The 16,001-nt window shown below is 72.3% G+C and carries 18 protein-coding genes; 9 read left to right on the top strand and 9 right to left on the bottom strand.

Going from position 1 to position 16,001, the window contains the following annotated elements; translation table 11 throughout:
- Positions 1-96 precede the first annotated feature (96 nt).
- The 4 genes from ACQPZF_RS39970 to ACQPZF_RS39985 form a co-directional block, all read right to left on the bottom strand.
- Entirely contained in the window at positions 97-588 is a 492-nt protein-coding gene (locus ACQPZF_RS39970; RefSeq protein ID WP_433266121.1) for a YbjN domain-containing protein, read from the bottom strand.
- Positions 585-1,838, bottom strand: a complete 1,254-nt coding sequence (mshA, locus tag ACQPZF_RS39975) for a D-inositol-3-phosphate glycosyltransferase (RefSeq protein WP_433266123.1) — start codon at positions 1,836-1,838, stop codon at positions 585-587. Before mshA ends, ACQPZF_RS39970 begins: the two co-directional genes overlap by 4 nt.
- On the bottom strand, positions 1,835-2,638 hold the full coding sequence (locus ACQPZF_RS39980; RefSeq protein WP_433266125.1) for an alpha/beta fold hydrolase: 804 nt from the start codon (positions 2,636-2,638) through the stop codon (positions 1,835-1,837). Before ACQPZF_RS39980 ends, mshA begins: the two co-directional genes overlap by 4 nt.
- 68 nt (positions 2,639-2,706) lie before the next feature.
- Positions 2,707-3,852, bottom strand: a complete 1,146-nt coding sequence (locus ACQPZF_RS39985) for a L,D-transpeptidase (protein WP_433266127.1) — start codon at positions 3,850-3,852, stop codon at positions 2,707-2,709.
- Between the two features lie 81 nt (positions 3,853-3,933).
- Between ACQPZF_RS39985 and ACQPZF_RS39990 the strand changes: the two genes are divergently transcribed.
- A complete protein-coding gene (locus ACQPZF_RS39990; protein WP_433266129.1) occupies positions 3,934-4,665 on the top strand; it encodes an SDR family oxidoreductase in 732 nt (243 codons plus the stop codon).
- 114 nt (positions 4,666-4,779) lie between these two features.
- On the opposite strand, the gene ACQPZF_RS39995 is transcribed toward ACQPZF_RS39990, so the two are convergent.
- The gene (locus ACQPZF_RS39995) at positions 4,780-5,736 is read right to left on the bottom strand and encodes a hypothetical protein (protein ID WP_433266131.1); all 957 of its coding nucleotides are present in this window, start codon (positions 5,734-5,736) and stop codon (positions 4,780-4,782) included.
- Positions 5,737-5,856: 120 nt separating this feature from the next.
- Positions 5,857-6,990, bottom strand: a complete 1,134-nt coding sequence (locus ACQPZF_RS40000) for a UDP-N-acetylmuramate dehydrogenase (RefSeq protein ID WP_433266134.1) — start codon at positions 6,988-6,990, stop codon at positions 5,857-5,859.
- Between ACQPZF_RS40000 and ACQPZF_RS40005 the strand changes: the two genes are divergently transcribed.
- The 6 genes from ACQPZF_RS40005 (at position 6,977) to ACQPZF_RS40030 (ending at position 12,072) form a co-directional block, all read left to right on the top strand.
- Positions 6,977-7,474 carry a DUF2505 domain-containing protein gene (locus tag ACQPZF_RS40005; RefSeq protein WP_433266136.1) on the top strand — a complete coding sequence of 166 codons (498 nt, stop codon included), beginning with the start codon at positions 6,977-6,979 and terminating at the stop codon, positions 7,472-7,474. The two genes, ACQPZF_RS40000 and ACQPZF_RS40005, sit on opposite strands and share 14 nt — an antisense overlap.
- Positions 7,453-8,262, top strand: coding sequence for a class I SAM-dependent methyltransferase (locus tag ACQPZF_RS40010; protein WP_433266138.1), 810 nt, complete (start codon positions 7,453-7,455; stop codon positions 8,260-8,262). Before ACQPZF_RS40005 ends, ACQPZF_RS40010 begins: the two co-directional genes overlap by 22 nt.
- Before the next feature lie 18 nt (positions 8,263-8,280).
- Positions 8,281-9,015: a maleylpyruvate isomerase family mycothiol-dependent enzyme gene (locus ACQPZF_RS40015; protein WP_433266140.1), complete on the top strand. Its 735-nt coding sequence runs from the start codon at positions 8,281-8,283 to the stop codon at positions 9,013-9,015.
- Positions 9,016-9,028: 13 nt separating this feature from the next.
- Positions 9,029-9,904 carry a formyltetrahydrofolate deformylase gene (gene purU / locus ACQPZF_RS40020; RefSeq protein WP_433266142.1) on the top strand — a complete coding sequence of 292 codons (876 nt, stop codon included), beginning with the start codon at positions 9,029-9,031 and terminating at the stop codon, positions 9,902-9,904.
- Positions 9,905-10,028: 124 nt separating this feature from the next.
- On the top strand, positions 10,029-10,940 hold the full coding sequence (locus ACQPZF_RS40025; protein WP_433266144.1) for a COG4315 family predicted lipoprotein: 912 nt from the start codon (positions 10,029-10,031) through the stop codon (positions 10,938-10,940).
- Between the two features lie 61 nt (positions 10,941-11,001).
- On the top strand, positions 11,002-12,072 hold the full coding sequence (locus ACQPZF_RS40030; protein ID WP_433266146.1) for an LOG family protein: 1,071 nt from the start codon (positions 11,002-11,004) through the stop codon (positions 12,070-12,072).
- Here ACQPZF_RS40030 and ACQPZF_RS40035 read toward each other — a convergent pair.
- Entirely contained in the window at positions 12,029-13,444 is a 1,416-nt protein-coding gene (locus ACQPZF_RS40035; protein WP_433266148.1) for an amidase, read from the bottom strand. The genes ACQPZF_RS40030 and ACQPZF_RS40035 overlap by 44 nt on opposite strands.
- A gap of 46 nt (positions 13,445-13,490) precedes the next feature.
- On the opposite strand from ACQPZF_RS40035, the gene ACQPZF_RS40040 reads away from it, so the two are divergent.
- Positions 13,491-13,991 carry a TetR/AcrR family transcriptional regulator gene (locus ACQPZF_RS40040; protein ID WP_433266150.1) on the top strand — a complete coding sequence of 167 codons (501 nt, stop codon included), beginning with the start codon at positions 13,491-13,493 and terminating at the stop codon, positions 13,989-13,991.
- Here the strand turns inward: ACQPZF_RS40040 and ACQPZF_RS40045 are convergent.
- Positions 13,980-14,528, bottom strand: coding sequence for a YbaK/EbsC family protein (locus tag ACQPZF_RS40045; protein WP_433266152.1), 549 nt, complete (start codon positions 14,526-14,528; stop codon positions 13,980-13,982). The genes ACQPZF_RS40040 and ACQPZF_RS40045 overlap by 12 nt on opposite strands.
- A gap of 70 nt (positions 14,529-14,598) precedes the next feature.
- Between ACQPZF_RS40045 and ACQPZF_RS40050 the strand changes: the two genes are divergently transcribed.
- The gene (locus tag ACQPZF_RS40050; RefSeq protein WP_433266154.1) at positions 14,599-15,360 is read left to right on the top strand and encodes a MerR family transcriptional regulator; all 762 of its coding nucleotides are present in this window, start codon (positions 14,599-14,601) and stop codon (positions 15,358-15,360) included.
- A gap of 88 nt (positions 15,361-15,448) precedes the next feature.
- On the opposite strand, the gene ACQPZF_RS40055 is transcribed toward ACQPZF_RS40050, so the two are convergent.
- Entirely contained in the window at positions 15,449-15,994 is a 546-nt protein-coding gene (locus tag ACQPZF_RS40055) for a type 1 glutamine amidotransferase domain-containing protein (RefSeq protein WP_433266156.1), read from the bottom strand.
- Positions 15,995-16,001 lie beyond the last annotated feature (7 nt).

A 16,001-nucleotide genomic window follows, 5' to 3' on the forward strand; every position in this document is an offset into this window, starting at 1 on the left:
GTGACTCATTTCTCGACGATCACGCTTTTCGATCGTCGAGAAATCAGGCACGAACTGCCGACTTCCGGCGGCCGAGCCCGACCCGCCGAAGGCGGGTCAATCCAACACAGCTTCGGACACCAGGTGTTGGAAGGCCTTCAAGTTCGCCAGTGATTCGCCGCGTGATACGCGCCAGTCCCACTCGCGCTGGATCGCGCCCTTGAACCCGATCTCCAGCAAGGTGTTGAAGTCGCCGTCGGCGGCTTCCACGACCTGCCCGAGCACCCGGTCCAACTCGTCGGCGTCCACGGCGTGCAGAGCGATCCGACCCACCAGGTAGATATCGCCCCGAGCGTCGATCGTGTAGTGCACGCCGTAGAGCTTCGCGTTGCGCCGCAACAAGAACCGGTACACATCCTCGCGCGCCTCGTCCGGCTTGCGGCACACGAAAGCCTCGACCACCAGGGCGTGCCGGCCGACCACCAGCCAGCAGTTGGTCTGGAGCTTCTTCGTGCCGGGCAGCGTCACGAAGAACTTCCCGGGCTCCTTGTGCTGGTACCCCAGCTCGCGGTCGTCCAGGGCGGATCCGATGATCTCGTCCAGGCTCAAGCGAAAACCTCCTCGCGGAACACGTCCCGGGCTTCGGCGTACCCCGCCAGCAGTGAATCAGTCGTGCGGTCCCAGGAGAACCGGCGGGCGTGGCCGACCGCGTTGGCGGCCAGCTCCTCCCGGTACGCGGGGTGCAGCGCGATCGCCCCCAACGTGCGCGCCCACGGCTCGGCCTCGTGCCCTTCGACCAGCAGGCCCGACACGCCGTCCCGCACGGCCACCGGCAGCCCGCCGACCGCCGCCGCCACCACCGGCGTGCCGCACGCCTGCGCCTCCAGCGCGACCAGCCCGAACGACTCGTTGTGGCTGGGCACGGCGACCACGTCGGCCGCCCGGTACACCCGCGCCAGCGCGTCGCCGCCCTGCGGCGGCAGGAACCGCACCACGTCCGCGATGCCCAGCTCGCCGGCCAGCCGCTTCAGCTCCTCGGGTGTCTTCAGACCGCTGCCGGACGGCCCGCCGACGATCATCACCACCAGCCGGTCCCGCAACCCCGGCGCGTGGAACAGCAGCTCGGCGGCGGCCCGCAGCAGCACGTCCGGCGCCTTCAACGCCTGGATGCGGCCCACGAACGCGAGCACCACGGCGTCCGGCCGCAGCCCCAGCGCGGCCCGCGCGGCGTCCCGGTCACCCGGCGCGAACCGGTCCAGGTCCACGCCCGGCGGCACGACCATCACCTTCCCCGGGTCGGCGGCGTAGAGCTTGATCAGCTCGCCCGCCTCGACGTCGGTGTTGGCGACCAGCCGGTCCGCCTCCGCGACCACCTGCTCCTCGCCGATCAGCCGCATCCGGGGCTCCGGCGTGTCGCACGAGGCCAGGTTGGCGTTCTTCACCTTCGCCAGGGTGTGCGCGGTGTGCACGAGCGGCACCGCCCAGCGCTCCCGCGCCAGCCACCCGACCTGGCCGGACAGCCAGTAGTGCGAGTGCACGACGTCGTAGTGGCCCGGGTCGTGCCGCGCCTCGGCCCGCAGCACGCCCGCCGTGAACGCGCAGAGCTGGCCCGGCAGCTCCTCCTTGCCCAGGCCCTCGAACGGGCCGGCCACCACGTGCCGCACCTGCACGCCCGGCGCGAGTTCCGCCACCGGCGGCAGGTCCGAGGAGGTGGCGCGGGTGAAGATCTCCACCTCGATGCCGCGCCGCGCCATCCGCGTGGCGGTCTGCACGATGTAGACGTTCATGCCGCCCGCGTCGCCCGTGCCGGGCTGCTCCAGCGGCGAGGTGTGCACGGACAGCACCGCGACCCGCTTCACCGGCCGACCTCCGCCACGAACGCGGCGAGGTCCGCGCTGAACCGCTCGGGGCGCTCCAGGAACGGCGCGTGCCCGACGTCCTCGTACCGGCGCAATTCGGCTCCGGGGATGGTGGCCGCCGCGTACTCGCCGGCGGCCGGGTCGACCACCTCGTCGGCGGTCCCGTGCAGCACCAGTGTCGGCTTGTCGACCGCTCTCAGCACGTCGGCGCTGTCCACGTCGCGGCGGAACAGCTCGCCGCGCACCCGGGCCGGCACCCGCAGCGCCGTGCCCAGCAGGCGTTGGACGACCTCGCCGGACAGGCCCGCGGCCTGTTCCGCGCAGAACCGGTGCAGCGCCGGGACGGCCACCGCCGGGTCGTCGGACAGCGCGCCGGGCAGCGCCTCGCGCATCACCCGCCCGGTCACCCCGCCGGGCCGGCCGCGGCCGATCTCGGTGACCGCGCCGACCAGCACCAGCCCGTGCACCCGGGACGTGCCGTGCGCGCGCAGGTAGTCCGCGATCACCAGGCCGCCGTAGGACCAGCCGACCAGCACCGCGGGACCGGTGTGGTCCAGCACGGTCGCGAGGTCGCCCGCCCACGTCGCCGAGTCCCGGTAGCCGTCCCGCGGCACGTCCGATCCGCCGTGCCCGCGCAGGTCCGGCGCGCAGGCGTGGAACGGCGGGTCGGCGAGCTGGTGCGACCACACCTCCCCGGACTGCGCCCAGCCGTGCACCAGCACCACGGCCGGGCCGTGAGCGGGGCCCGCCTCCCGGGCGGACAGCCGCACGCCCTCAGCGGTGAGGAGAGAAGTCAGCACGCCTTAGCTCAACGCGCGCGCCGACCCATCGCTTCCCGATGTATGCGCACATCACAGCGGGTCACCGGTCAGAGGGCGGACATCGTCTGCCACTGCGCCCACGGGATCTGCCAGTCGTACCAGTCGTACTGGGCCGGCAGCGTGGTGATCGAGCCGGTGACCTCCACCGGGTCACCCACCAGGGCGCTGTCGTAGTACGCCTTGGCGTCGGCCTCCAGCAGGTTCACGCAGCCGTGCGAGGTGTTGTTCCGGCCGATGTTGGCCGCGTTGTCGTTGTTCTCGTGGATGAACTCGCCGTGGTTGGAGAACCGGACGGCCCACTTCTTCAGCACGTTGGTGTAGCCGTAGCGCGGGTTGTCGAAGCTGAACTCCGGGTCCTTCTGCATCACCACGAACGTGCCGTTCGGGGTGGTCAGCTCCGGGTCGGCGTCCTTGCCGAACGACGCCGGGTAGGTCGCCACGGTCGCGCCGTCGCGCTGCACCACGAGCTGGTGCGACGGGGTGTCGATCTTCACGACCTGGTTGCGGCCGATGGTGAAGTCGCTGGTCACGTCCGCCTTGCCGTACGCGCCGCCGCCGTAGGGGACGCCGTAGAGCTTGGCCTCGACGTGCACCTTGGTGTTCGCCGGCCAGTACGTCTCGGGGCGGTAGTGCACCTCACGGGAGTTCAGCCAGGCCCAGCTTCCCTTGACGTCGGCCGTGTTGGTCACCGTCAGCGCCTTCTCCGCACTGGCCCGGTCGGACACGTCGGCCTCGAACCTGACCATGATCGGGGCGGCGACGCCGACCGTCTGGTCGTCACTGGGGAACAGCGTGGCCCGCACCTGGGAGGCAGCGGTGAGCGTGGTGAACGCGCCCTTCAGCTCGACCCTCTTGCCGTCGGTGCCGGTGGCCTGGCCGGCGTAGGTGTAGCTCTTGCCGAAGCCGAGCGGCTCGGTGCTCGCCCAGGTCTTCTTGTCGGGGGCCAGCGCGCCCTCGACCGGCTTGCCCTCCGGGTTGGTCACCGCGACCTGGTCGATCGTGCCCTCGGCGACGCTGACCTGCACCGGCACGTTGACCGGCACCCCGGTCGCGCCGTCGGCGGGCACGGTGGTGAACTTCGCCACCGGCGGCTGGTCGCCGCCCTCCGGCTTGGCCGCGCCCTGCTCCACCTTGGCGGAGCAGCCGGCGAGGAACACCACACCTAGCAGCAGAGCAGCCAGTCTCTTGCGCACTGTCTCGACCTCCCGAACGAAGGACGCGCACTGGGGTCATTCGGTGCGAGTGATCCGCATCACACACCTAGGATCACCGCTGTGACCCGTCCTATCGCAGTCGTCACCGGAGCCAGCGCGGGTATCGGTGAGGCCACCGCCCGCAGGCTCGCCGCCGAGGGCTTCCACGTCGTGCTGGGCGCCCGACGGCTCGACCTGCTCAAGAATATCGCGGATGACATCGGCGGCACGGCGGTGGAACTCGACGTGACCTCCGCCTCGTCGGTCGCGGAGTTCGTCGACGCCGTCCCCGCGGCGCGGGTGCTGATCAACAACGCGGGCGGCGCGCGCGGCCTGGACCCGGTGGCGACGGCCGACGAGGACGACTGGCGGTGGATGTGGGAGACCAACGTCCTCGGCACGCTGCGCGTCACCAAGGGCCTGCTGCCGGCGCTGATCGCGTCCGGTGACGGCCACGTCGTGACGGTGACGTCCGTGGCGGCGTACGAGGCCTACGACAACGGCTCGGGCTACACGTCGGCCAAGCACGCCCAGTCCGCCCTGCACCGCACGCTGCGCGGCGAACTGCTGGGCCGGCCGGTCCGCGTGACGGAAGTCCTGCCGGGGATGGTGGAGACCGACTTCTCGGTCAACCGCTTCGACGGCGACGCGGCGCGGGCTGCGGCCGTCTACGCCGACGTGACACCGCTCACCGCCGACGACGTGGCCGACGTGATCGCGTTCGCGGTGACCAGGCCCTCGCACGTGAACCTGGACCAGATCGTGCTCAAGCCCCGGGCGCAGGCGTCGGCGACGCGGGTGCACCGGGGCTGAGCAGGTAGGGATGTTCGGTCGGGACCTGCTCGATCAGCGCCCGGCCCGGTCCGGTGCGCAAGGCTCCGGAGGCGCGGGTACTCGTCCGACCGTCCTCGTCCCAGGCGGTGCGGGTCATGCCTCCACGGCTAGCAGATCCACGTCGAGCTGGTCGAGGACGTTCGCGATGGGGTTGGCGAACCCGCGCAGCCGGCTGCCGCCGCAGTACAGCCCGACCACGCGGTTGTCGTCGTCCAGCAGCACCGCCCCGGAGTCGCCGTGGTCGGCGAACGCCCCTTCCACCCGGATCTGACCCCGCAGGGTCCGCACACCCAGCCCGACGCCGAAGTCCAGCGTGATCGCGGCGTCCGTGGACGCCACCACGCCCTCGGTCAGCGCGGTCGTCCGCCCGCGCTTGCGGACCCGCTGCCCGACGCGCGCTTTCCCCTGTCCCGCAACCGGACCGACCCCGACCACCTCGGCGCGGGCACGGGGCGTGGTGAGCAGGATCGCCGCCGCGTCGACGGTTCCGGACAGCGCGGCCCGCGCGAGGACCCCGATCCGGTCCCGGTACGGGTGCCCGCCGTCGACCCGCGAGGGGTGCACCATCGGGTCGCCGACCGCCCAGGCGTCGTCCACGCAGGCGATGTGGAACGAGGTCAGGGCCATCGTCCGCCTCCTGGTGCGCGGCGTGACCAGGGCGCCCAACGTCCCGGCCACCAGGTAGTCGTCGGCCTCCGCGACGTCCGGCGGCACGAACCGCACGGCCCGGCTCGGCCCGACCCCGATCCCGCCGAGCAGGAACTCGTGCCGCTCGGCCCCGCTCACGCCCTCGGGGGACGCCAGCGTGTGGTGCGGGCAGAACGAGTCCTCCACGACGTCCGTGGGCACGCCGAGGACCTCCGGCGGGATGGTGAACTGCGCGGACCGGCCCTTCCGCCGCACGTACACGATGATCCCGAGCACGCCGACACCCCGCCCGCCGACGACCTTCTCACCGAGATCAACCCCGATGACCCCGGGCCGGCTCAGGAAATCGTCCTCGACCAGCCGCTTGATCGACCTCACCACCGCGCGCGCGTCGCCTGCCATGACGACCTCCAACTACGCTCTACCTCCATGAAACGCGAGGAGTGAGGTTTCGTCACACGGAGTCACCCGTTCGGCCGTTCGGTTGTCCCCCCATGGCGCGGCGCCGGACGGGGTCCGCCGTCAGGACAGGTCGCAGGCCACCAGCACGGGCTCCGGGCGGAGTTCCACGCCGAACGCCGAACGCACCCCGTCCCGGACTTCACGGGCCAGGTCGAGCAGGTCCTCGGTGGACGCCCCACCACGATTCGTCAGCGCCAGCGTGTGCTTGCCCGACAACGCGACCCGACCGCCCGGACCGCGGTACCCGCGGGTGAACCCGGCCCGCTCGATCAGCCACGCCGCGGACAGCTTCCGGTGCCCCGGACCGGCCGGGTAGGTGGGCACCTCGACGTGCCGCCCCAACCGCTCCGCGATCCGGATCAGCACCCCGGTCAGCGTCGAGTCGTCCAACAGCGGGTTGGTGAAGAACGACCCCGCGCTCCACGTGTCGTGGTCGGCCGCGTCGAGCACCATGCCCTTGCCGCGCCGCAACTCCAGCACCGCCTTGCGGGCGGCGTCGGCGGGCACGCGATCGCCTTGGGCCACCCCGAGCACGCGGGCCAGCTCGGCGTACCGGATCGGCGCGGACTGGCCGCCCGACGTCAACGCGAACCGCGCGCGCAGCACGACGGCCTGGTCCGTGCCCTTCAGCACGCTGGTCCGGTAGGCCAGCCCCAACGACTCGGCCGGCACCTGGTGCACCCGCCCGGTCCGGCGGTCCAGCAGGTCCACCGACGTCAGGACCTGGGAGATCTCCACCCCGTACGCGCCGACGTTCTGCACCGGCGTGGCGCCGACCAGACCGGGGATGCCGGACAGGCACTCCAACCCGCCCAGGCCCTGCGACACGGCTTCCGCGACGACGGCGTCCCAGTCCTCGCCCGCCTCCACGGTGAGCTGCACCAGACCGTCGCCCAACGGGTCCAGGCGGCGGCCCTCGGTGCCCACCTGCACGACGGTCCCGGCGAAGCCCCGGTCGGCGATCACCAGGTTGGAGCCGCCGCCGAGCAGCAGCACGGGTTCGGCGGACGCGTCGAGCGCGCGCACGGCTTCGACCAGCTCAGCGGCCGTGGCCGCGCGCACGAACCGCGCCGCCGGGCCACCGAGCCGTAGCGTGGTGCGCTCGGCGAGCGGCACGCGGGTGCGTACCTGGGCACTGGACAGCGGGGTGGTCACGGCCGTCAACGGTAGCCTCCGCGACATGGCACGCCGCATCGAGCACCTGACGACGTCCCGCTGGCCCGCGTCCGACGTGTACGCCGCCCTGGTGGACGAGGCCTACCTGCGCGACCGCCTCGCCGTCCTCGGCGGGACGGGTGCGGAGCTGGTCGCGTTCAACCGGACCGTCGGGACGACGTCGTACCAGCTCAAGCAGGGTGTGCCGGCGGACAGGCTGCCTTCGGTGGCGCGCGGCATCCTGGGTGGCGACCTGGTGATCGACCGGGCCGAGGCGTGGACCGAGGCCGGCTACACGGGGACCGTCGAGGTGGTCCTGAACGGCGTTCCGGGGCGGCTGGACGGCACCATCACGCTGGCCGACACCGACGGCGACGGGAGCGAACTCACCCTCGTGGGTCAGGTCAAGGTGTCCATCCCACTGGTGGGCGGCAAGCTGGAGGACCTGATCGTCGAGCAGGTGGCCCTGCTGCTGGACAAGGAATCCGAGTTCACCGCCGAATGGCTCGCCCGCCGCGCCTAGCCGCGGGCCGAGCCCGCGCGCTCGGCCTGCCGACCAGGGGAACGACCAACCCGAACCGCCTCCGCCGGGTCGACCGGTGGCTGCGCCACACCTACCGCCCGCTGGTCGAGCACGCCGACGACCCGCTCGTGATCGACCTGGGCTACGGCTCCTCGCCGGTCACGACGGTCGAGCTGGCTGCCCGCCTGCGCCCGCTGAACCCGCGGCTCCGCGTCCTCGGGCTGGAGCTGGACGCCGAACGCGTCGCGGCCGGTGAGGCGGCGGCCGACCCGCCGTGGCTGGAGTTCCGCCGGGGCGGTTTCGAACTCGCCGGACGCCGCCCGTTGCTGTTGCGGGCGTTCAACGTCCTGCGCCAGTACACCGAGGAGCAGGCGGCCGAGGCGTGGGCCACCATGCTCGGGCGGCTCGCTCCCGGCGGTGTCCTGGTCGAGGGCACGTGCGACGAGATCGGCCGGCGGTGTTCCTGGGTGGCGCTCGACGCCGACGGGCCTCGGACGTTCACCTTCTCCTGCCTGCCCGCCGATCTGGAGACGCCCGGTGACCTGGCCGAACGGCTGCCCAAGGCGCTCATCCACCGCAACGTGCCCGGTGAACGCGTCCACGCCCTGCTCACCGAACTCGACGTCTGCTGGGCCACGGCCGCGACCTTCGCGCCGTTCGGGCCTCGTGCCCGGTGGGTGGAGGCGATCAGGTTGCTGGCGCAGCGCGGTTGGCCGGTGCTCGACGATCGGAAGCGGTGGCGGCTCGGCGAAGTGACCGTGCCCTGGGAGTCCGTCCGGCCGCTCTGAACCCCTAGGCTCGACCGGGTGGAACACCAGGACTTCCTCGACCAGGCGCACGTCCAGTACCGCGCGCTCCGCGCCGCCGCGATCGCCGCCGGGCCGGAGACGCCCGTGCCGACCTGTCCCGGCTGGGACGTGCACAAGTTGGTGCACCACCTCGCGGGCGTCCACTCGTGGGCATTGGCGGCCCTGCGGACCCCGGTCGACGGTGAGCGACCGAAGGCCGTGCCGCGTCCGGAGGGGTGGGAGGAGCTGCTGGCCTGGTGGGACGAACGGTTCACCGAGATGAACGAAGTGCTCGCCGCGTCCACGCCGGACACGCCCGTGTGGACGTTCATCGGGCCCAAAACGATCGGCTTCTGGGCTCGCCGCCAGGCCCACGAGATCGCCATCCACCGGCTGGACGCCGAGCACGCCCTGCACGGCCCGGAGGTGCCGTCCCTGCTGTTCGACACGGACCTCGCGGCCGACGGCGTGGACGAGTACCTGACCCTGCTGCTGCCGAGGGCCGCGCAGGTCCGCCCCATCACGGGGGAAGGCCGCCTGCTGTTCCACGCCGCCGACGCGGGCCGGGCGTGGGAGCTGCGCGTCACGCCCGGCGAAGTGCCGGCGGCGGGTCCGATCACCGACTCCGCCACCGACGAGGACACGACGGTCGCGGGCACGGCCGACGCGCTCTACCGGGTGGCGTGGGGCAGGCCGAGCGGCGCGATCGTGTCCGGGGACAGGTCGCTGCTCGACTCGCTGCCGCGACCGTAGATACTGCTGAACCGTGCCTCAGCCCGAACGACGCTACGTGATCACCTTCGGCTGCCCGGACCGCACCGGCATCGTGGCCAGGATCTCCTCGTTCCTGGCCGAGCACGGCGGCTGGATCGTCGAGGCGGCCTACCACACCGATCCGGCGACGAACTGGTTCTTCACCCGCCAGGAGGTGCGCGCCGACTCGCTGCCGTTCGGCGTGGCCGAGCTGCGCGAGCGGTTCGGGCTGGTGGCGCGCGAGCTGGGCGCGAACGCCAACTGGCGGGTCACCGACACCGGTGAGCGGCGGCGCGTGGTGCTGCTGGTGTCCAAGGAGGGGCACTGCCTGTACGACCTGCTGGGGCGGGTCGCGTCGCGCGAGCTGGACGTGGACGTGCCGGCGGTGATCGGCAACCACACCGACCTGGCGGGCATCACGCGGGCGCACGGCATCCCGTTCCACCACGTGCCGTTCCCGGCCGGCGACCCCGAGGGCAGGCAGGCGGCGTTCGCGCAGCTACGGCAACTGGTGGACGCGCACCGGCCGCACGCCGTGGTGCTGGCGCGGTTCATGCAGGTGCTGCCGACCGAGCTGTGCGCGGACTGGGCGGGGCGGGCGCTGAACATCCACCACAGCTTCCTGCCGTCGTTCGTCGGCGCGCGGCCCTACCACCAGGCGCACAGCCGGGGCGTGAAGCTGGTCGGCGCGACCTGCCACTACGTGACCGCCGAACTGGACCAGGGCCCGATCATCGAGCAGGACGTGATCCGGGTGGACCACACCGACTCGATCCCGGACATGGTGCGCAAGGGCCGGGACATCGAGAAGGTCGTGCTCGCGCGCGGTCTGCGCTGGCACCTGGAGGACCGGGTGCTGGTGCACGGCAACCAGACCGTCATCTTCTAGGCCGGGGAACCAGCCGAGACGCTCCGTCGAGATCGGGTTGAACCGACCCGGCGCGCCCTCCGTGTCAGGGATGTCAGCCGGTCGGGAGATCGGCGATCAACCCCACAAAAATCGGAGAATTCCCATGCTGCGCAAGCATGTCGCGCCCCTTGCCGCCCTGATGGCGTTCGGCGCCATCGCATTGTCCGCCTGCGGGACCGGTGACGCGGCCCAGCCCACCGCGCCGCAACAGCGGGAGAACAGCGGTTCGGAGGAGTCCGGCGGGTCGTCGGAACTGTCGCTGCTGTCCGGGACGGCCCGCTCCAACAAGGCCGACGAGAAGACCGGCGACCTGGCGCCGAAGAACGCCGCCCAGGACGTGAAGGACAAATGGGTGCAGTTGCGCGCCACCAAGGCGGGCGAGCTGAATCCCGTCGTGGTCAACGGCGCGGGCATGACCCTCTACCGCTTCGACCCGGACACCGCGAACCCGTCCAAGGCGACCTGCGACGGCGACTGCGCCAAGACGTGGCCGCCGGTGACCATCGCCAAGGGCGGCAAGGTGATCGTCGCCGGCGTGCGGAAGTCCGACGTCGGCGTGGTGAAGCGGGACGACGGCCGGTTGCAGGTCACGGTCAAGGGCTGGCCCGTGTACCTGTTCAGCAAGGACGCCAAGCCCGGCGACACGCTCGGGCACGGCGTCGGCGGCACCTGGTTCGGCGTCACGCCGGACGGCCGGAAGGCCGGCGCGCCCCAGGGCACCGGCAAGCCGCAGCCGACGCGGCCGTCGGACCCCGCCGTGAAGCCGGCGACCTCCGTGACCTTGTTCACCGGCAAGGACTTCGACGACACCAGCGGCGACAACTTCGCGCGCGGGCTGGCCGGCAAGGGCTGCCAGAACACCGACGGCGACTTCCTCTCGCTCACCGTCGCCGGCTCGCTCAAGCTGTGGTCCGAGCCGAACTGCAAGGGCACGGCGAAGGTCGTCACCGACGACGTGGCGGACGTGACCGCGCTCGGCTTCCCCACCGGCCCCAAGTCCGTGTTCTTCGGCTGACGAGGACCCGGTTCCCCCTGCACGTGCACCGCGGGGTACCGCGAGACGTAGGCTCCCCGGCGTGCGCACCGAGATCAGGGACCTGGAGCAGGTCCGCGCGGCCGAGGACCTGCGTGGCGCGGTCCTCGTCGGGCTGGATTTGAGCGGCGAGGACCTGCGGGTTCCGTTGGACGGGGCGCTGTTCCTGGGGTGTGTGCTGCCGCCCTCCGGGCAGCGCCGGGCCGACGCGGCGGGCGCGCTGGTGTTCCCGAACATCCCCGACGTGCCGTACTCGGTGTACCGGTCGGCCCTGTACACGCCGGCCGAGCTGTTCGACGGCTTCGACCCGGCCCGCCCCGAGTCGTACGCCGACACCCCCGACGCGCGCATCTACCGGCACAGCAGGCAGCAGGGCCACCATCCGGACCCGCTGCACGCCCTCGCCGAACGCCTCCACGACCACGCCATCACCGAAGCCCTGGACGAGGTGCTGGACGGCTCGCCGGTGGCGGTGATGGGCGGGCACGCGCTGGGCCGGGACACGCCGGGCTACCGGCGTGCGGTCGGCTTGGGCGCGGCGCTCGGCGAAGCCGGATTCACCGTGCTGACCGGCGGCGGGCCGGGCGCGATGGAGGCCGTGCCGCTGGGCGTGCGGGTCGGCGAGGACCCCGAGGTGCTCAGGGACCTGGCGCGAGCGCCGAAGTTCGGCGGTGACACCGAGTCCATCGGCCGGTGGATCGCCGCGTTCCCGACCGACCTGCCCCGGTTCGACCGGCCGCGCACCATCGGCATCCCGACCTGGTTCTACGGCCACGAGCCGCCGAACCCGGCGTGCGAGCTGCACGCCAAATACTTCGCCAACTCGGTGCGCGAAGAGGGCCTGCTCACCGTCGCGACCGGCGGCGTCGTCTACACGCCGGGCAGCGCGGGCACGGTGCAGGAAGTCTTCCAGGACTACACCCAGAACCACTACGGCTCGGTGGGCCCCGCCGCGCCGATGGTGTTCCTGGGCAAGGACTTCTGGGTCGACGAGGTCCCGGCCGCGCCGCTCGTGCAGCAGCTCGCGCGCGGCCGGGAGGCGGAACGCTGGATCCTGGTGACCGACGACATCACCGAAGCGGTCGGGTTCCTGCAGGCGTACTCATCGGCGTGAGCACCCCGAACCGCCGCTCCACCGCGGACGCCGCGTCGAGGCACACGTCCTCGCGGTAGGCGCGGCCGATGAGCTGCACCCCGGTGGGCAGCCCGTCGACCAGTCCGGTCGGCACCGCCACGGCGGGCAGGCCGGCGAAGCTGGTCGCGGTGCACAGCCGCATCGCCGTGCCCACCAGGTCGTGCCCGGCGGCGTCCCGCGACTCGATGCCGGGCTCGACCGGCGGCTCGGTGAACACCGGTCCGAGCAGCAGCGGCCACCGGTCGAGGAACTCCGCCCACGCCCGCTTCACGGCCAGCACGACGCCGGTCAGCCTGAGGTACTCGACCACGTCCACCGGTTCCGCCTTGGCCATCGACATCTCGATGTACCGGTGGCCGCCCTCGCCGAGCAGCGTGCGGACCACCGGCCAGGCCGGGGCGAACTCGGTCATCAGCAGGCGCCCGTACGCGGACAGCGCCTCGTCCAGCATCGGCACGTCCGGGACTTCCACCACCTCGTACCCGGCGTCCGACAGCGCGCCCGCGGCCCGTTCGACCCCGGTCCGCACGGTCGGGTGCACGCCCCGTCCACCGGGGTCGGCGACCACCGCGACCCGACGCGGCACGGGTTCGCCGCGCAGCGGAGCGGGCACCGCGCGGGGGTCGCGCGGCGACGCGCCCGCCAGCACCTCGAACGCCGCCCTCAGGTCGCCGACCGTCCGCGCCAGCGGCCCGTCGACCACGAAGAGCTGCGCGCCCAACGCCGGCTCGTCCTCGGCCCTCAGCCGGTGGTCGGCGGCGAACCGCCCGTAGGTGGGCTTGAGCCCGGCGATGCCGCAGAACGACGCCGGCACGCGCACCGAGCCGCCGGAGTCGTTGCCCAGCCCCAGTGCGGCCATGCCGGTGGCCACCGCGACCCCGTCGCCGCCGCTGGAGCCGCCGGGCGTGACCCCGGCGTCCCACGGGTTCACGGTGTCGCCGAACAGCTCGCTGCGGGTGTGCATCCCGGCCAGCGTGAGCGTCGGCATGTTGGCGTGGCCGATCGGGATCGCGCCCGCCGCCCGCAGCCGTGCCACCGGCGGCGCGTCTTCGGTGGCCACGAAGTCCTTCAGCCGCACCGCGCCGTGGGTGGTCGGCACGCCGCGAATCCCGATGCTCTCCTTGACGGTGAAGGGCACGCCCGCGAGCGGCCCGACGTCCTCACCGGCCGACCGCCTGCGGTCCAGCGCCCGAGCGTCCGCCGCGGCCTGCTCGGCCAACACCTGCGTGACGGCGTTGACCTGCGGGTTCACCTCCGCGATCCGCTCCAGGTGCCGTTCCACCAGGTCGACGGCCGACACCCGGCCCGACCGCACCGCCGCCGCCTGGTCGGCGGCCGTCCACTGCCACATCGCACACCCCCGTATTCGATACGACTGTATCGGATACGATCCACCCGTGCCGAAGGTGGTCGACCAGGACAGCAGGCGCAGGCAAATCGCGGACGCCGTGTGCCTGCTCGCCGACGAACGCGGCCTGGAGGGTGTGAACCTGCGGGACGTGGCGGGCCGCGCGGAGGTGTCGCTGGGCGCGGTGCAGCGGTGCTTCCGCACCAAGGACGAGATGCTGAAGTTCGCGCTGGAGGAAGTCGGCAGACGAATCCTCGGGAGGGTCGGCGAGACGGCGTCCGAAGCCGCCCTGGCGATCGCCCTGCCGGAACGGGCCGAGGCCAAGGTGTGGCTCGCGTTCGTCGCGCAGGCCGCGGTGAGCCCGACCCTCGCCCCGGTGCTCCGCGCCAACTACGCCGACCTGCACCGGATGTTCACCAGGCTGCTCGGCGACCCGCTGGAGGCGCGCACGGTCCTGGCGCTGGCCGACGGCCTGACCACGCACGTGCTGATCGGGCACCTCACGCCCCGGCAGGCGCGCGAGGTGCTGGTCGCGCGGCTAGCGGGCTAGCCCCTCGACCACTTCCGCGCCGGGCAGCTTCGCCAGCACGTCGCCGGGCACGAGCAGCTTGCTGCCCCGGATGCCGCTGCCGATCACCAGCTCGGGCGCGGCGGCGACCTCGGGCGACAACAGCACCGGCCAGTCGGCGGGCAGCCCGACGGGCGTGATGCCGCCGTACTCCATGCCGGTCAGCGCCACCGCGTCGTCCATCGGCGCGAACGACGCCCGCCGCGCGTCCAGCCGCCGCCGCACCACGCCGTTCACGTCGGCCCTCGTCGTGGCCGGCACCACGCACGCCGCGTACCGCACCGACTCGCCCCGCTTACCCGCGACGATCACGCAGTTCGCCGACGCCTCCAGCGGCGAGCCGTAGTGCGCGCAGAACTCGGCCGTGTCGGCGAGCGTGGGGTCGATCCCGCTGACCGCGAGGCGGCCCGCGTCCGCCATCGAGCGGAGCGCGGCGGCCACCGGGTCGGCCACCAGGTCCAGCCGGTCGAGCGCGGGCACGGGGGTCAGGGTTCCTGCGATGGTCCACACGCCGACCATCCTGCCGGCTCGGCTTGACCTTGACGTTACGTCAACATCTACCGTGGTCCGCACAGGGGAGGTGACGGTCATGGCCTGGTCGATCGCACAGGTCGCGCGGATGTCGAAGGTGACTTCACGGACGTTGCGGCACTACGACCGGATCGGGCTGCTCGAACCGGCGTGGATCGGGAGCAACGGCTACCGGTACTACGAGCGCGAGCAACTGCTGCGGCTCCAGCAGATCCTCCTGCTGCGCGACCTCGGGCTGAACCTCGACACGGTGTCCGAGGTGCTCGACGGCCGCCACCGCACGGTGGACGTGCTGCGCAACCACCGGCAGTGGCTGCGCACGGAGCAGGAGCGGCTGGCGCGGCTGGCCGAGACCGTCACCAGGACGATCCGGGAACTGGAAGGGGATGAGCACGACATGAAGATGGAAGAGCTGTTCGAGGGCTTCGACGCCGACCGCCAGGCCCGCTACGAGGCGGACCTGGTGGAGCGCCTCGGCGAGGGCGTGCGGGAGCACATCGACGAGAGCAAGCGCCGGATGCGGGACTGGAAGCGCGAGGACGCCGACAAGTTCACGGCCGAGTGGAAGGCCATCGCGAAGGCGTACGGCGAGCTGTTCGACGCGGGTGTCGCGGCCGACGCGCCGGAAGCGCTGGAGGTGACCGACCGGCACTACCGGTGGATCTGCCTTAGCTGGACGCCGAACCGCGAGTCCTACACGGGGCTGGGTCGGCTATATGTCGACGCGCCGGACTTCAAGGTCCAGTTCGACGCCCACGCCGAGGGGTTCGCCGAGTGGGTGCGAGACGCGATCGCGGCCTACGCCCAGGCTCGGCTGTAGTGGACTGACCTGCCTTCGACAGGTCGGCACTGCCCGCGGGGAGGTGCACATCCCCGTGGGTCAGGGCTCGGAGATCACCGCCCGGGACTCACAGCCCAAAGGCTTTCAGCGCCTCGCGGTTGAACGCGGGCAGGTCGTCGGGCTTCCGGCTGGTCACGAGGGTCCAGCCGTTCATGTCGCAGACCTGGACCTCCAGGTCGTCCCACTGCGCGCCGGCGTTGCGGATGTCCGTGGCCAGGCTCGGGAACGACGTGAGCATCTTGCCGCGCACCACGTTCGCCTCGACCAGCAGCCACGGCCCGTGGCAGATCGACGCGACCGGCTTGCCCTCGGCCACGTACCCCTGCACGAACGCCACCGCGTCGCGGTCCATCCGCAGGAAGTCCGCGTTGGCCACGCCGCCCGGGATCACGACGCCGTCGTAGTCCTTCGGGTCGGCCTGCGCGAACGGCACGTCCACGTCGAACGTGTCGGCCGGGGTGAGGTGGTGGAAGCCCTGGACCTGGCCGAGCTTCGGCGCGAGCAGCCGGGGCGTCGCACCCGCCTTCTCGACGTGCTGCCAGGGGTCGGTCAGCTCGACCTGCTCGATCCCCTCCGTGTCGACCAGGAATGCGATCTTCTTCTGTTCGGCCATGCCGTTC

The organism is Actinosynnema sp. CS-041913 (assembly GCF_050942485.1).
Lineage (GTDB): Bacteria > Actinomycetota > Actinomycetes > Mycobacteriales > Pseudonocardiaceae > Actinosynnema.

Coding starts and splice junctions, on each gene's coding strand:
- ACQPZF_RS40000 (WP_433266134.1), bottom strand. CDS start 6,990: ATGCGGCGTGCCATGTCGCGGAGGCTACCGTTGACGGCCGTGACCACC.
- ACQPZF_RS39995 (WP_433266131.1), bottom strand. CDS start 5,736: ATGGCAGGCGACGCGCGCGCGGTGGTGAGGTCGATCAAGCGGCTGGTC.
- ACQPZF_RS40035 (WP_433266148.1), bottom strand. CDS start 13,444: ATGTGGCAGTGGACGGCCGCCGACCAGGCGGCGGCGGTGCGGTCGGGC.
- ACQPZF_RS40005 (WP_433266136.1), top strand. CDS start 6,977: ATGGCACGCCGCATCGAGCACCTGACGACGTCCCGCTGGCCCGCGTCC.
- ACQPZF_RS40045 (WP_433266152.1), bottom strand. CDS start 14,528: ATGGTCGGCGTGTGGACCATCGCAGGAACCCTGACCCCCGTGCCCGCG.
- ACQPZF_RS40055 (WP_433266156.1), bottom strand. CDS start 15,994: ATGGCCGAACAGAAGAAGATCGCATTCCTGGTCGACACGGAGGGGATC.
- ACQPZF_RS40010 (WP_433266138.1), top strand. CDS start 7,453: ATGGCTCGCCCGCCGCGCCTAGCCGCGGGCCGAGCCCGCGCGCTCGGC.
- ACQPZF_RS40025 (WP_433266144.1), top strand. CDS start 10,029: ATGCTGCGCAAGCATGTCGCGCCCCTTGCCGCCCTGATGGCGTTCGGC.
- ACQPZF_RS40050 (WP_433266154.1), top strand. CDS start 14,599: ATGGCCTGGTCGATCGCACAGGTCGCGCGGATGTCGAAGGTGACTTCA.